Raw genomic sequence first — 15224 nt, 5'->3', positions numbered from 1 at the left:
TTATAGAAATCCTTTAACAAAAAACTTTATGCTTTCGTTAAAATATTTACAATTAAATTACATTTGCAAGAATCCGAGAAATTCTCTTTTTTAAAAATTTCTATAGAGTATAATGTAAGGTATTGGAGGAATTATGAAGAAGACTTTTAAAATATTTTTTGCATTTATACTTATAATTTTAATTTTCATATATATAACGGGACTTTATCTCTTTAGAGATAGGTTTATGCCAAGAACCTATGTCAACGGCCACGACTTTGGACTGACAAAAATTTCTGAATTTGAAAAAAATTACGAGGACCTTTCCAAAAATTTCCAAGTGGATATCATTGCCAAGGACAAAAAAAATAATGACAAAATCACAGCAGAAGAAATAAAATTTGAAGAAAAAATTGGCAGCGGCTTTGTGGATCAGACACCACTTTACTGGCCCTTTGCATCCCTAGTGGACAAGCACTACCAGCTTGACACAATTTTAAAATACGATGACCAGGCTCTCACAAATAGACTAAATAGCCTAAAGGCAGTGCAAAACCAGTCCATTCATTCAACTGATGCCAAGATTATCTACGACAAGGGCGACTTTAAAGTAGAAAAAGAAGTTTATGGCGATTTTATAAAGCGAGATGAACTTAGGCAAGCAGTCTTAGGTCATTTTGCCGACAAAAAAGAAAAATTAAACCTTGAAGAAGAAGGCCTTTATATAGAGCCAAATATCAGGGCAGATTCTGATTACATCAAAAATCAACTGGAATCCTACAAGACTCTTTACGATAAAAAAATCACAATCGACTTTGACGATAGAAAAGAAGAAGTGACAGGTCAGGGCATAATCGCCATGTATTCCAAGGCTGATGACGGAAGCCTCGTCATTGACGAAGAAAAGGTGACAAAGTTCGTGGAAAAACTTGCAGCAAAGTACGACACCTTTAGGACATCAAGAATATTTAACGCCACAGGCATTGGGACAGTAAAAGTTGACGGCGGCATCTACGGTTGGATCACCGATAGACAAAAGACAAAGGACGAAATAATCGCTGCACTAAAAAGAGATGAGCCAGTTACCATAAAGCCAATTTACAGGCAAGATGCAGTGTCAAGGACAGTGGACGATGTGGGCAACACCTACATTGAGGTAGACCTTGCAAGGCAAAAACTTTGGTACTACAACAAGGGCAATTTGGAAATTGAGACGGACATAGTATCAGGCAACCCAACCCTTGGCAACGGAACACCAACGGGCACAGACAGAATCTGGTCTCGCGAGAGAAATAGGTACCTCACTGGCGAAACCTACCGCTCAAAAGTTTCCTATTGGTTGCCTATAAATTGGTCAGGCGTGGGACTTCACGATGCCGATTGGAGATCAACTTTTGGCGGAAAAATTTACCTAAGTGGCGGCTCTCACGGCTGCGTAAATATACCGCCAGTAGTGATGAAAAACCTCTACCCAAAAACCTTTAACGGCATGCCAGTAATAGTCTATGACTCAACAAGGCAAAAAATAGCAGCACCAGCACCAGTTCCAACACCTGCACCAGCGCCAGCCCAACCCGCACCTGTCCAACCAGCTCCACCAGCTCAAGGACAAGCACCAGCACAACAATAAAAACAAAAAACATCGGTTATTCAAAAAAACTTAAAGAATAGCCGATTTTTTTATTAAAATTTTTAATAAAAACTAATCAATTAAAGCTCTCAAGGTAAACAATTAACTTTGCAACAAAACCAGCTCTCTATTATCTAATAGAGAAAAAACCTTTAGCAACAGTCGTAGACTAATGATAGAGATAGACAGTAGTAATGGGAGATATATTTTGGCAAAAACCGTAGACTTGTCTAGTGATCCCATAAAGGGAGGAAGCCGTTAAAAAATTCAACTGTGAATGAGCGATTGACATTTGCGAAGCAAATTCAGTCGCTCAACCGCAGAACCCTAACAAGGAAAAGGAGCGAAGCGAACTTTGAGTTGATTAGGTTCGCGCGACGGTCGCGATGAAAAAAATAGAAGAGACTAAAAGTCTACTATTTTAAGAAGATAATTTTTTGAATGCAAAACTTTAAGCGACCTAGTTTTGAATTTTAGGCTGACGACCGCTTATGGGAAGTAAAGGAAAGGCCCCTGCCAGGTCGTTAGGGTGTTAAGGGGAGGTCTGGAGGGGACAAGGGCGATTCGAAACGCCCTAAGTCCCCTCCAGTATTAAAAAAGAAATTAAAAAATAAAATATATTAAAAAATAAAAAACCTTTATTATTTGTTCTTAAAGCGAAGCTTCATCAATACACTACAATTCAACTATAATAAAACTTGCAAAACCCACCACAAGTGTTATAATAAAAGCAAGAAATAAATAAAAATTTAAATCTTCAGGGAAGGGTGCAAGTCCCAACCGGCGGTAAAGTCCGCGAGCGCAAGCCGAATTGGTGAAATTCCAATACCGACAGTAAAGTCTGGATGAGAGAATGATTTAAAACTTTCATGCCCCGAAGGTTCGGGGTTTTTTTATGCCCCAACAGGAGGTAAAATGAATAAAGTAAACACAAGCACCATGATAAGAACAAAAGACATGACAAAAGTAGCCATGCTATCAGTAATTGGCTTTGTACTAATGTACTTCCAATTGCCACTAACCTTTGTAGCACCACCCTTTATGAAGCTGGACATATCAGACTTGCCAGTTCTCATGGGCGCCTTCACAATGGGACCAGTCTATGGCATCATAATAGCAGCCCTAAAAAACCTTATGCACATAATCTTTAAGGGCACAATGACAGCAGGCGTTGGCGAACTATCAAACTTCATCATATCAAGTACCTTTGCTTTAGTATCAAGCTACATCTATAGAAAACATAGAACCTACAAGGGCGCAGTCCTTGCAATGACAGTAGGCGTATTAGCAATGACAATCCTTGCCATGACATCAAACTACTTCGTGGTCTTTCCACTTTACGGCAAAGTAATGCCAATGGAGGCAATAATAGCCATGGGATCTGCCATCACACCAAAAATCACAGGACTTTTCACTATGATGATCTATTCAGTTCTACCCTTTAACCTAATAAAAGGCTTCACAACATCAGCAGTCATGATGCTAGTCTACAAAAAAATTAGTCCACTATTTAAAAACTAAAAGTGTGGAAAAACTAAAGGAAAATAAAAACAAAACCAAAGCAGGCTGTCAAAAGGCAGCTTGTTTTTTTGTCCCCATATAATATAATTTAATCAAAAGACATAAAGGAGAGAAAGAAAAATGAAAATCTTATGTGCAGGACCAACATCAATTGACGACGAAGTAATGGCATTAATGGGAAAAACTCTCACAAACCCAGACATCGATCCAGAATACGAAAAAATACATAGAAGAGTGGAGAAAAAAATCTCCAAACTCTTAAAGACAGAAGCCACGACTATCCTCATGCTTGGCGAAGGCATGATTGGACTAGAAGCAGCAATCATAAACCTAGTGGAGAAAGGGGACAGAGTCCTTGTCTTAAATAACGGAGTCTTCGGCGCAGGCTTTGCCGACTTCGTAAAATTTTACGACGGCGAGCCACTAATCTACGAAGACGATTTCAGACGCGGCTTCGACCTAGAAAAACTAAAAGCCTTCCTAGAAAAAGACCACGACTTTAAAGTAGCAACTATGGTCCACTGCGAGACACCATCAGGCATCACTAACGATGTAAAGAGCATTTGCAACTTGCTTAACTCCTACGGCATCCTCACAGTAGTGGACACAGTATCAGGCATGGGCGGAGAAGAATTTGACTTTGACGATTACAAAGTTGACATAGCCCTTGGTGGCAGCCAAAAATGTATTTCAGCGCCAACAGGACTAACTATGGTTACAATATCAGACAGGGCAAAAGAAGCCATCGCCAACAGAAAAAAACCAGTTCCATCATATTATATGAACTTCCTAAACTACTACGACTATTCCGACGGCTTTGCCTTCCCATACACAATGAACGAGAACTTGACCTATGCCCTAGACCTTGCCCTAGACAAGCTCTTTGCCAAGGACTCCATTGCCCTTCACAAAAAATACGCAGAAGTGACAAGAGAGATTTTCCAAGAAGCAGGCTTCGAACTCTACGCCAAGGCCTCAAGATCCAACACCCTAACAGCAGTCATGGTGCCAGAAGGCTTCATAGCAGATGACATACTTACAGCCCTAAAAAAGAGGGGCATATTAATATCCAAGGGCGCAGGCAATATCTTCGAGAAAGTATTTAGAATAGGCCACATGGGCAACAACATATCCTACGAAAACTTTTTAGAACTATATGAAAAGTTGGACGAAGTATTTGAAGAATTGGGAATAAAGACTAAAATTTCTTTAAAAGAAAGATTTATAGAACTCATGAAGTGAGAAAATTGCACTTGAAAAGCAAAAGAAAAGTTTTAATTGATTTATCAAGAGTCATTCAAAGAAATTTACTAGCAAAGACTAAATAAATGTCACCCAAAATGTCACCAAAAAGTGAGGGTAAAAATGAGGGTCAAAATGGTACTCTAATTGGTATTCAAAATGATACTCAAAATGACACTCAAAATGATACTCAAAATGTCGGTCAAAATGATAGTCAAAATGACGGTCAAAATGAGGGTCAAAGTGAGGGTCAAAATGACACCTAAAATGTTGGTCAAAATGTCGGTCAAAAATAAAATTTTAAAAGCTTAGCTTTTGGAAAAGCAAAATAAAAGTTTTTTATTATAAAGTTTCTTTTTAAATATTGGAGGGGCTTATACCCATTCGGGCACAAGGGGGCTCACGATTTCAAACAAGTGTAAACAGATATTGCCCCTTGCTTGTGCCTGGTGGTACCCCTCCAAACCACCCCTTTCACCCCACGCACTGGAAGTCCAAAAAAATCGGTCATGCTTTTTGAAATATGTTAACACAAATTTTTCAAGAAAAATTTGTGAACTGACCTACCAACAATTTGCTTCGCAAATTGGGTTAGGTCATGTCAACTCACTCGCTTCGCGAGCTCAAACAGTTGAAAATTTTTAACGCATAACCGATTTTTTTGCTTATTAGATACACTCCAACAAGTTTACTATATTTGCAAAAGGTGTTTTCCTTACAACACATTAACAAAGAGGGCATTGTTGCTGAGTTAACTATTGACCGTTGCAATGTTTTAGAATAAAGTATAATTAAATATAATATTTGAAAGAGAGGAGGGATACTTTGAACTTAAAAGATTATCTTGGAGAAACAAATCTATATGACAAAAAAGAAAAATTAGAAATAAACAAACCTAAGTCTTGGTTAAAATCCGTATCAGCCTTTGCAAATGGACGAGGTGGAAGACTAATATTTGGAGTAAAAGATGATAATACAATTCTTGGACTTAGTGACTACAAAGAGACTTCCGAGAATATTTCTGAAATCATAAAAACAAAAATGGATCCGAATCCAGAATTTGATATTGAGATACAAGAGATAGATGAAAAAATAATTTTAATTTTAACAATCTTTGCAGGTAAAAACACTCCATATTTTGTAGCAGATGGTGGTTCAAGAACAGCCTACAAGAGAGTAGGAAATCAGAGTGTCTCTGCCAATAGAATAGACTTATTTAACTTATCACTAAAGGGTGAACATATTAGTTATGATTTACTTGAGTCAAAGAAAAGATTAGAAGATGTAACTTTTAAAGAGCTTAGCATAGAATATAAAAAGAGGACAGAAAAAGAATTTGAAGATAAAGATTTAATATCCTTTGGACTTGTAAATGATGAAGGAAACCTAACCATAGCAGGAGCACTCTTTGCAGATGACTATCAAGTTTATCAATCAAGAGTGTTTTGCACTAGGTGGAATGGACTAACCAAAGCCAGTGGGAGAATTGATGCTCTTGACGATGCTGAATTTGAAGGAAATATAATTTATCTTTTAAAAGCAAGTTTGGACTTTGTAAAAAGAAACACAAAAAAGATGTGGAAGAAAGGACCGGTTTATAGAATAGAATATCCAGAATACCCCGAAAGAGCAGTACAAGAAGCCTTAGTCAATGCCCTAATCCACAGAGACTATTCAGTAATTGGCAGTGAAGTCCATGTAGATATCTATGACGATAGGTTAGAAATATATTCTCCTGGAGGTATGTACGACGGAACTTTTGTCCAAGATCTAAATCCATTAAACGTATCTTCCACAAGAAGAAATCCAATTCTAGCAGATGTATTTGCCAGAATGAATTTAATGGAAAGACGAGGATCTGGACTTAGAAAAATTATAGAAGCCTATAAAAAAGAAGAATATTATAGGGAAGAATTAAAGCCAGAATTTAGATCTACCGAAAGCTCTTTTACCACAATTTTAAGAAACCTAAATTATGACATCCAAAATGATACCCAAAATGAGGGTCAAAATGATACCCAAAATGATACTCAAAATGATACTCAAAATGTCGGTCAAAATGTCGGTCAAAATGTCGGTCAAAATGTCGGTCAAAAATCAAAACCGGATGAAAGGCGTGAAAAAATTCTCGATATAATAAAGGACAACCCTAAAATTACAGCCTATGATTTATCTAAACAATTTAATGTAACCAATAGAACTATTGAAAGAGATTTAAAAGTTCTTACAGATGAAAAAATAATAGAGTATGTGGGCAGTGCTAAAGATGGCTACTGGAAAGTAAATAAATACTAAGGAGCGCTTTACATGGATAAGTTAAAGCAAATTGATGAGGCTATTCGAAAATTTAATATTAATAAAAAGGATATATTACCAGAAATTCTTAAAAAGTTTGAAGAAGATTTTGCAATTAGATTTTCTCACGAGTCCACAAAAATCGAAGGAAACACTCTATCAATATATGAGGTAAAGACCTTGCTTGTGGATCACATTTCCGTTGGTGGCAAGAGTTTGAGGGAAATTTATGAAGTTGTCAACCATCACAAAGCTTTCGATTATGTAAAAGCTCACTTGTCACCTGAAGATGACCTTGACGAGAATCTTATAAAGGACATTCACGAAATATTGATGGATAATATTTTTCCTGGTGGCATTTATAGGAGTGGCAATGTGCGAATCACTGGAGCAAGTTTTGCCCCACCATCATGGGGAAAAGTCCGCGATGAAATGAAATATTTCATATATTCCTACAATGAGAAGAAGGGCAGGATCCATCCGGTACAACTGGCAGCCTGGGTGCACGCAGAATTTATACGCATCCATCCTTTCCAAGATGGCAACGGAAGGTGCGCAAGACTACTTTTAAATTATGTCCTAATGAAAAATGAATTTCTGCCAATAATAATAGAAGCAAAAGAAAGACCTATATATTATGAAGCCTTAGATCAGTACGGAAAAGAAGGAAGGCTCGAAAAATTCCAAGAACTTGTAGAGGACTACGAGTTGAGTATCATAGAAGAGTATCAAAGTTAGAATGAGTGTCTTTCTTATTCGAGGTGTTATATGGATAAAGAAAAATTAAAAATTAATAAAGAAGAAGAAAAACTCTTTGAAGAAGCTAAAAAATTTGTTGAAGATCACATAGACGCATTTAAAGAGTTGGCTGATGGACCTGACACAATTGAAGAAAAATCAGAAGAAGCATATAAAAACTTAGACAAAGTAGCAGATGAGATTATGGAAAAGTATGATAAAGCCTTTAAAGAGCTTGCAAAATAAAAAAAGCTAGGCTGTTTTCGTAAATGAAAACAAAAGCCTAGCTTTTTTGTTTCTCAAATTATTTTAAAAATTATTTTTTGTCGATTTTGTGTAGAAAATCCTCATTATTTTGCTTAAATTCGATTTTTTCTTCTATTATCTTATATTCATCCTCGAGGGCATCATATTCAGCCCTGATATCATCATTTTCCAGAATTTCTTTCTTATAAACAGCGTAAGTTCTCATAAAAAACACCTTACCTTTATAAATAGACTCTATCCCAAAACATCTCTAAGGTTAATAGTTAACTTGGCAAGAGTGCCCAGCTTTATTATGTTATAAGGAAAACATCTTGGCAAAAACCGTAAACTTATCAAGTGATCCCATAAAGGGAGGAAGCCGTTAAAAAATTCAACTGTGAATGAGCGATTGAAATTTGCGAAGCAAATTCATTCGCTCAACCGCAGAACCCTAACAAAGAAAAGGAGTGAAGCGAACTTTGAGTTGATTAGGTTCGCGCGAAGGTCGCGATCAAAAAATTAGAAGAGAATAAAAGTCTACTATTTTAAGCAGATAATTTTTTGAATGCAAAACTTTAAGCGAGCGAGTTGACATGACCTAACCCAATTTGCGAAGCAAATTCTTGGTAGGTCAGTTCACAAATTTTTCTTGAAAAATTTGTGTTAACCTCTTTTCTTTAGGCTGACGACCGCTTATGGGAAGTAAAGGAAAGGCCCCTGCCAGGGCACGGGGGTGTGGGGGAGGTCAAAGGAGGGGGTAGTACCACCAGGCACAAGCGGGGGCATTGCCGCCCCCTATGCCCCCTCCTTAAATAAAAAATACTTTACAAATGAAAAAAACTAAATCATAAATCAAAAGCATAAGCTTTATTTCAAACTTTTCCTTAAATCATTAATATTATCAAAAGCTTCAACACCATCATCTGTTGCGATTCTCTTTGCTTCTTCTATGGCGAGGATTGTCTCCTCATTAGGCACATCAAGCTTTAAGGCAAAAGGAATGCCGCTCTCTCTTATACTTGCCCTCAAAAAAATATTAATAGCACTTGTCATATTAAGACCAAGTTCTGCAAAAATCTTTTCAGCATCTTCCTTCACTTTCTTATCCGTTCTAATATTCAAATTTGTAGTAGACATAAACACATCCCCTTTCCTAAATTATAAAACGAATTTCGTGCATGGTCAACACATTGTCATTATAGATTAAGGAAATTAATAAAAAAATAATTTATAAAGAAAAAACTTTTTATTCGTTCTTAAAGCCGCAGGCTTTCCACTCCTTACCCTCCCAAAGAAAAAGAAATTGCAAAAATGTAACCTTTTTGTTATAATTTTACATACGGTTTTGGAATACAAAGTCTAAGGACACTAGTCCAGGGCGACAGCCCAATACAAAGTGACCAAAGACACATATTCCCAAGACCCTTTCTATTATCACGGCAAAGATGCCCTAGTAAAATAATGTTACATAAATATTTCAAAAGCCCAAATACAAGAAAGTTTATGTAATGTAATTGTAATTTTACAAAGGAAGAATGTAGTGTATAATAGAAACATAAGAGGAACATGACAATTAAATAAAACCAGAAATAAGGCGATATTTATTTGTCACCTCTGAGTCGAGATTGTTCAGTCTCGGCGACAAAAGTTTGAGACTTTTGTAGAATCTACAAAATTTTTAAGGAGGTCGAAAGACAAATGAACAAAAAGATTATTTCTCTAGTACTAGCACTAGTAATGGTACTAGGAACATTCACAAGTGTCTTCGCCGCTGAACCAACAAAGAAAGCTGACGCTAAAAAAGCAGAAGCTTCTGAAAAAGTTGAAAAGATTGTTGGAAAAGATAACAAAATCCAATATATCATCGACAAAAAATTTGTTGAAGGCTACGAAGATGGAAGCTACGGACTTGATAAGAACATCAAGAGATCCGAAATCACAAGATTACTTGTACTAGCTAATGGTAATGAAGAATTATCTAAGCAACTACAAGGAGCAATGCAAGTTTACAATGACGTTAAACCAGAACACTGGGCTAACGGAGTTATCACAGTAGGTACAACAGTTCCTTCTGATGCTAACGGAATTGCAATGCTAGCAGGATATCCAGATGGATCATTCAAGCCAGAAAACGATGTAACTTACGCTGAATTAGCTAAAATGCTAGTTGTTCTTGCAAAAGAAAACTTAACAGCTGATATGGTTAAAAATGCAGTTTGGGCATCTTCTTGGATGACTTGGGCAGCAGAACTTGGAATTCTTGACGATGTAACAATCGCTGATTCTAACAAAGCAGCTAACAGAGCAGATGCATTCACTATGATTTACAATGCTCTTTACAAAATGCAAGAATTCAAGAGAGTACCAGCTAACGAAACAAGAGGTATTGTTTCTAACTTAACTAATAGCAAACTTACTCTTAACCAAGATAAAGACAAAGAATACAAGATTACAAGTGATACAGTTATCGTTGATGGTAACAACACTAGAAGACAAATTGTTAAAGTTAAAACTGTTGACAACCTAGATCTTTACAAAGGTTCATTAGTAAGAATTCTTACTAATGACAAGAACGAAGTAACTCACATTCTTGAACTTGGTAACCCAGAAGACTTAGCTATTTCTAACCATGACAAAGACAGAGAATACAAGGAAGTAATCGTTAATTATGACAACAATGTTTGGGAAGGCGTTGCTGATTCAACAATCAAAACAGCTTACTATAAAGATATTGTAACTATGGAAAAAAGAGATCAAAAAGATGTTGATAAATCATATGCTACAATTGACTTAAACGGAAGCCAAACAAAAGGTAAATGGATTAAATTCCACGGAACTGATGGAAAAGTAGTTGAAAGATTAAAGATTAATGACAAAACTGAAGTTTATGTTGCTAACCCTTACAACAACATTATGAAAGAAGTTAAAGACATTAACGAAGCACTTTCATTAATCGGTTTCCACAACTATAAAGATGGATACAAGATTCCTAACGTATATGCTGGATTCGATAACGATGATCATAAATCAGCTGTTAAAGGATTTGATTCTAATAGAAACACAGCTAGAGTTATTGTATTTAACGTAGTATCTAAAGATAACGATGGAGACAGATACAGAGTAATTAACTCTTCTTCTTCTAAATACTCTACAACTCTTGAAGATGTAGACGGTAAACTTTATGATAGAGACAATGTTCTTAACAAAGCTAACTTCCCACTAAACTATGGTGACAAAAATGATGTTATCGAAGTTCGTGGAGATGTTATTGAAAAAGTAATTGATCACAGCGAAACTAAAGACTACCCAGTAGTTAAAGTGGAAAAAATCTATGACAACGATGAAATCAAAGTTGTTGACAGATTTGACAACGAAACTCTACTTTATGTAGCAGATGCTGATATCTTCAATGCTAAACAATACAAAGACCTTGAAAGAGGAGATTATCTACAATTTGCAGCTAATGACCATAATGCAAGAGATATAGATGCAGTATCTATTCTTGGAGATACTCCTTATGCTAGAGATATGTTTGAAGAATCTGGCTCAGTTCTTAATGTAGTTCAAGGAATTGAAGGACACACTGTTATTGGCAAAATTCTTTGGGTTGGAGAAAAAGAAGTTGAAATTAAGATTGAATCTGACGCTTGGGATTCAGGACTTAACCACACAACTAAGACTTACAAAGTTGACAGAGAACTTGCAGATGCATTAAAAGCATATGTAGGAAAAGAAGTTAAATTCAAAGCTGAAAACAAGAAACATGAACATGATGTTAGAGCTTATGACTTCATGTTAAATGATGGTAAAGGAAACCTAATTGCTCCAAAATCTAACAAAAACTTAACAGATCTTGAAAAAGCTCTTGAAAAATACTATGAATCTAAGTTAGATAAAGATGCTAAAGAAGCATTTGAAAAAGCTGTAAATGAAGCAGATGTAACTTACGCTGAAAAGAAAACAACTAAAGAAACAGCTCAAAAATATTTTGATGAAGTTTATACTCCAGCTAAAGATGAAGTTGCTAAATTAACTCCAATTCTTACTGATGCATCAACTAAAGACGATGTTAAAGCTGCTAAAGAAAAATTAGCTAAAGCTGAAGAAAAATTAGCTAAAGTTAAAGATTCTGAAGCTAAAGATGCTCTTCTAACAACTGTAAAAACTTACAAAGATGGTATTAAAAAAGCTGAAGATAAATTAGCAGCAGATGAAAGACAAAAAGCATATGATGATTACTACACTGCTATTAAAACTAAATTAGCAACTGTTGAATATAAAGATTCTACAGTAATAGCTGATAAAGAAGCTAATATTAAAGCAGCAGTTAAAGCTGCACTTGACACAGTTGAAGGTAAAGGAACTTACGAAATAGCATCAGTTGACGTATCTACTGGTGAAGTTACAGTTAAAGTAAAACCACTTTACACAGGTGTTACAGCAAAAGCTGATTTAACTCAAAAACTTACAGCAAAATAATTAGTCTAACTAATTAATTAAAAGATAAAACTCGAGGGAAACCTCGGGTTTTTCTTTTTACATAAAAATATTTTTCTGATAAAATTAGTTAAAGGAGATGATAGTATGTGCCATAAGAAAAAAGACAGTGAAGAAAAATTCCTTGATGACACAAGTATTTCTATACTAGATAAATGTGCCTATACTAGCCTTTTTCTTCTTCCAATTTTTTTAATTATAGGTGCCTTTTATGGAATAAGTTATTTTATAGTTAATAAGACCTCTAATGCTGAGTTAGGTCAAGGAGTGGGTATTCTCCTTTCCTCTATTATTACTGTTTCAGGTGTTTGTGTAGGCTATATCTTCAACAAGAAGCAAACTTACAAGGAAATTGTCACAAAAGAGAGAATAAATTGGTTACATAAGATGCAAGAAGCCTTAGCAAAGTTTTTAGCTCTTACAAGTAAGGATACACTAGATGAAGATGATAAAAAGACGGCAAGAAAACTTTATTATCTAATTATTAGCAACTTAAATGTGAAAGAAGAATTTGGCAAAAAGAATGATCGTAAAGCTGTAGAATCTCTATATACTTATGCAAGGTCTAAGAAACTTGATGTTGAATTAAATTTTGATAGAGAAATAAAATGTAATAAAAAAACTGATTCTAATTGCTCAGAAAGTCATAATGAAAAAGAAGAAGAAATTGAGAAATTAAAAAAAATATAGAAAATTTGGAAAATAAAATCAAAATCTTGGAAAACAATGGAGATACCAATCACTTGGCTGGACCAAGAAGGAAAGAAATAATAAGTGAGTACACAAAAACATTCAACGAAACATGGAATAGGATAAAAGAAGAAGCAGAGTAAGGCTTCTTTTTTTATGCTTTAAAAGAAGGGATATTTTTAAGAATAAATTCTTGAAAAGAAGTTTAAACTATTGTTTGACAAATATAAACAAAAGTTTTATAATTAGTTCATAGAAAAATTTATTAGGAGGGAGTTATGAATAATTATAAAGATTTTGACAGAGTTTTGAACTCTGCCCTTGTAGGGGAAGAGAGGTCAAAGGTTAAGCTTCTTGATATGCTAGACCCTCTCATTCGTTCTTCTATTAAAAAGTATTGTCCAATTTTTAATGAATTTGATGATCTTTATTCTGACGGGAGGGCAATGGTGCTTTCCTGCATAGAGGATTTTGACAACAAGAGGTCTTTTTTGAAGTATGTTAAGCTTAGTCTAAAGTATTTTTATTTAAACACTTATAAGTATCTTATGGATGTGAATAGTGATATTCATGATAGTCCAACTGATGATGAGGAAAGTCTTGGCATCTTTGATTCTCTTGATGCTGGGGTTGATATTGAGGGAGACTTTTTGGCGGGTGAGAGGCTGGCTATCCTAAAGGCAGCTATTGATTCTCTCACTCCAAGGCAGGAGACTGTTGTCAGGTTATTTTTTTATGAAAGGCTTGGTCTTTCGGAGATTGCTGATTTTCTTGGCATTTCTAGATGGACTGTGATTAATTTAAAGAGGAATGCTATAAAGGGTATGCGTGATTTTATCTCTTGTCATTATAAGTAAGGGGGTGATTTTATGTTAATCGAGAAAAATCTTATTAAGTTTAATTTTTCTAAGAGAGAGGGTATGGTAAGGCCTACTTTTATTGTTGTTCACGACACAGGCAATCCTAGAGCCGGTGCTGATGCTCTTGCTCATTATAGGTATTTTAATGGGGGCAACAGAAAGGCTTCTGCTCATTATTTTGTGGACGACAAGAGGATAGTGGAGACTGTTGAGACTACTAATGCTTCTTGGCACTGCGGCGACGGCCATGGCAGGTACGGCATCACTAATTCTAATTCTATTGGAGTTGAGATCTGCGTAAACAGTGACGGTGATTATGATAAGGCCCTAGAGAATGCACGAGTTGTCATTCGCTTTCTCATGGATTTTTACAATATTCCTCTAAAGAGAGTTGTCCGTCATTATGATGCGTCACACAAGCTTTGTCCTCGTTCTATGAGCGCCAACAACTGGGAGGCTTGGTGGAAGTTTAAGGAAAGTTTATAATTTTTAAAATTTTTTTAATTTTTTCATAGCAACTTTTGTTATTTTTTTCTATGTATATAGTAGGAGGTGAAAATAATGGCAGTTAATGTTAATGATAAGAAAGTCATGCTAAAGACTGTTACTTCTAGTACAAGTCCTGATGGCAAAACAAAGAAGAGAAACATCACTGTTAGAAACATTAATTCTAATGCGACTAATGATTCTCTTTATGAATTGTCCAAGGGCTTTGGGACTTTAGTTGATGGCAGTCTTGCTTCTTCTTCTAAGATTACTGAAGAAGTTTTTGAAGAGCAAGCCTAAGATGGCAGTTAGTTTTATGTTATTTATGAAAGGAGATATGAGTATGAAAGTAAGTAAAACACTTAGAATGAGTTTTGTTGATGAGGGTGGCAATCCTTGGAGCCTTAATATTTTAAATCCTAAAGATGGTTTAAAGAGAGAGACGGCTCAATCTGTTGCCGACACTATCACTACTAACAATCTTGTCAATGGCAAAATGGGTCAAGTTAAGACTTATAACGGTGCTACTATTATTACTAGAACGGAAGATGCGCTTTGATTATGGAAGATTTGTTGTCTAATATTTCAAACATTGGCTTTCCCATTGCAATTTCTTGCTACCTCTTGGTGAGGTTGGAGAAAAAAATGGAGGAGCTAAGGGAAGTAATAGTAGAGCTAAGTAATGCTATTGAGGAGTTTAAAAAGTAAGTTTATTGGTTTAAATTAAATTTAATTTTATTATTATTAATAATAAGGTACATATGTGGGGCGCAAGCCTTTTTTTTATGGCTAAAAAAGGCTTTTAAAAAAGCAGAAAAAATCTTTTTCTATTTGAGTTTTATTTTTAAATATTAAATTTCTTTTTATTATTGGAGGGGTTTATACCCATTCGGGCACAAGGGGGCGTCTTAAAAATTTTTAAAAGTCTACGTCTTTTTATTGCAAGAAGAGTAAAGAACTTTTCTTTATATTTTTTTATTTAAAGCCTGCGGCTTTATCGCTTATAAGGAGGGGGCATAGGGGGCGGCAATGCCCCCCTC

Annotated in this window: 17 protein-coding genes and 1 riboswitch; of the genes, 15 read left to right on the top strand and 2 right to left on the bottom strand. The window is 35.4% G+C overall.

The window, feature by feature from the left end; translation table 11 throughout:
- The first annotated feature begins 133 nt into the window (after positions 1 to 133).
- The 7 genes from HGPG_RS08745 to HGPG_RS08715 all read left to right on the top strand — a co-directional run bounded on the left by HGPG_RS08745 (position 134) and on the right by HGPG_RS08715 (position 7651).
- Positions 134 to 1609, top strand: a complete 1476-nt coding sequence (locus HGPG_RS08745; RefSeq protein ID WP_019125710.1) for a L,D-transpeptidase family protein — start codon at positions 134 to 136, stop codon at positions 1607 to 1609.
- A 749-nt stretch (positions 1610 to 2358) separates the two neighbouring features.
- A riboswitch (FMN riboswitch) is annotated at positions 2359 to 2471 on the top strand.
- A gap of 53 nt (positions 2472 to 2524) precedes the next feature.
- Positions 2525 to 3130, top strand: coding sequence for an ECF transporter S component (locus tag HGPG_RS08740; protein WP_019125709.1), 606 nt, complete (start codon positions 2525 to 2527; stop codon positions 3128 to 3130).
- A 120-nt stretch (positions 3131 to 3250) separates the two neighbouring features.
- Complete coding sequence (locus HGPG_RS08735; RefSeq protein ID WP_019125708.1) at positions 3251 to 4372, top strand: pyridoxal-phosphate-dependent aminotransferase family protein; 1122 nt, start codon at positions 3251 to 3253, stop codon at positions 4370 to 4372.
- Positions 4373 to 4470: 98 nt separating this feature from the next.
- A complete protein-coding gene (locus tag HGPG_RS10420) occupies positions 4471 to 4638 on the top strand; it encodes a hypothetical protein (RefSeq protein WP_187115841.1) in 168 nt (55 codons plus the stop codon).
- Positions 4639 to 5197: 559 nt separating this feature from the next.
- Positions 5198 to 6667 (top strand): AlbA family DNA-binding domain-containing protein, encoded by a 1470-nt coding sequence (locus HGPG_RS08725; RefSeq protein WP_019125706.1) that lies wholly within the window; start codon positions 5198 to 5200, stop codon positions 6665 to 6667.
- Positions 6668 to 6679: 12 nt separating this feature from the next.
- Positions 6680 to 7405, top strand: coding sequence for a Fic family protein (locus HGPG_RS08720; RefSeq protein ID WP_019125705.1), 726 nt, complete (start codon positions 6680 to 6682; stop codon positions 7403 to 7405).
- Between the two features lie 30 nt (positions 7406 to 7435).
- A complete protein-coding gene (locus HGPG_RS08715; protein WP_019125704.1) occupies positions 7436 to 7651 on the top strand; it encodes a hypothetical protein in 216 nt (71 codons plus the stop codon).
- Positions 7652 to 7721: 70 nt separating this feature from the next.
- Here HGPG_RS08715 and HGPG_RS10280 read toward each other — a convergent pair whose 3' ends face one another.
- Positions 7722 to 7877 carry a hypothetical protein gene (locus HGPG_RS10280; protein WP_019125703.1) on the bottom strand — a complete coding sequence of 52 codons (156 nt, stop codon included), beginning with the start codon at positions 7875 to 7877 and terminating at the stop codon, positions 7722 to 7724.
- 641 nt (positions 7878 to 8518) lie between these two features.
- On the bottom strand, positions 8519 to 8788 hold the full coding sequence (locus HGPG_RS08710; RefSeq protein WP_019125701.1) for a type II toxin-antitoxin system RelB/DinJ family antitoxin: 270 nt from the start codon (positions 8786 to 8788) through the stop codon (positions 8519 to 8521).
- Positions 8789 to 9349: 561 nt separating this feature from the next.
- On the opposite strand from HGPG_RS08710, the gene HGPG_RS08705 reads away from it, so the two are divergent.
- The 8 genes from HGPG_RS08705 to HGPG_RS10155 all read left to right on the top strand — a co-directional run bounded on the left by HGPG_RS08705 (position 9350) and on the right by HGPG_RS10155 (position 14892).
- Positions 9350 to 12130 (top strand): S-layer homology domain-containing protein, encoded by a 2781-nt coding sequence (locus tag HGPG_RS08705; protein WP_019125700.1) that lies wholly within the window; start codon positions 9350 to 9352, stop codon positions 12128 to 12130.
- A gap of 105 nt (positions 12131 to 12235) precedes the next feature.
- Entirely contained in the window at positions 12236 to 12838 is a 603-nt protein-coding gene (locus tag HGPG_RS08700; protein ID WP_019125699.1) for a hypothetical protein, read from the top strand.
- Positions 12839 to 12843: 5 nt separating this feature from the next.
- Complete coding sequence (locus HGPG_RS10415) at positions 12844 to 12981, top strand: hypothetical protein (protein WP_019125698.1); 138 nt, start codon at positions 12844 to 12846, stop codon at positions 12979 to 12981.
- Between the two features lie 135 nt (positions 12982 to 13116).
- A complete protein-coding gene (locus HGPG_RS08695) occupies positions 13117 to 13695 on the top strand; it encodes a sigma-70 family RNA polymerase sigma factor (RefSeq protein WP_019125697.1) in 579 nt (192 codons plus the stop codon).
- 12 nt (positions 13696 to 13707) lie between these two features.
- Positions 13708 to 14184: a peptidoglycan recognition protein family protein gene (locus HGPG_RS08690; RefSeq protein ID WP_019125696.1), complete on the top strand. Its 477-nt coding sequence runs from the start codon at positions 13708 to 13710 to the stop codon at positions 14182 to 14184.
- Between the two features lie 75 nt (positions 14185 to 14259).
- A complete protein-coding gene (locus HGPG_RS08685; RefSeq protein ID WP_019125695.1) occupies positions 14260 to 14484 on the top strand; it encodes a DUF1659 domain-containing protein in 225 nt (74 codons plus the stop codon).
- Between the two features lie 43 nt (positions 14485 to 14527).
- Positions 14528 to 14743: a DUF2922 domain-containing protein gene (locus tag HGPG_RS08680; RefSeq protein WP_019125694.1), complete on the top strand. Its 216-nt coding sequence runs from the start codon at positions 14528 to 14530 to the stop codon at positions 14741 to 14743.
- A 2-nt stretch (positions 14744 to 14745) separates the two neighbouring features.
- Positions 14746 to 14892: a YvrJ family protein gene (locus tag HGPG_RS10155; protein ID WP_081578749.1), complete on the top strand. Its 147-nt coding sequence runs from the start codon at positions 14746 to 14748 to the stop codon at positions 14890 to 14892.
- Positions 14893 to 15224: the final 332 nt, after the last annotated feature.

Source organism: Peptoniphilus grossensis ph5 (assembly GCF_000311825.1).
Classification (GTDB): domain Bacteria; phylum Bacillota; class Clostridia; order Tissierellales; family Peptoniphilaceae; genus Peptoniphilus_A; species Peptoniphilus_A hominis.
Note: the sequence above shows the minus strand (reverse complement) of the source record. Positions and strands in the feature narration are given on the sequence as shown.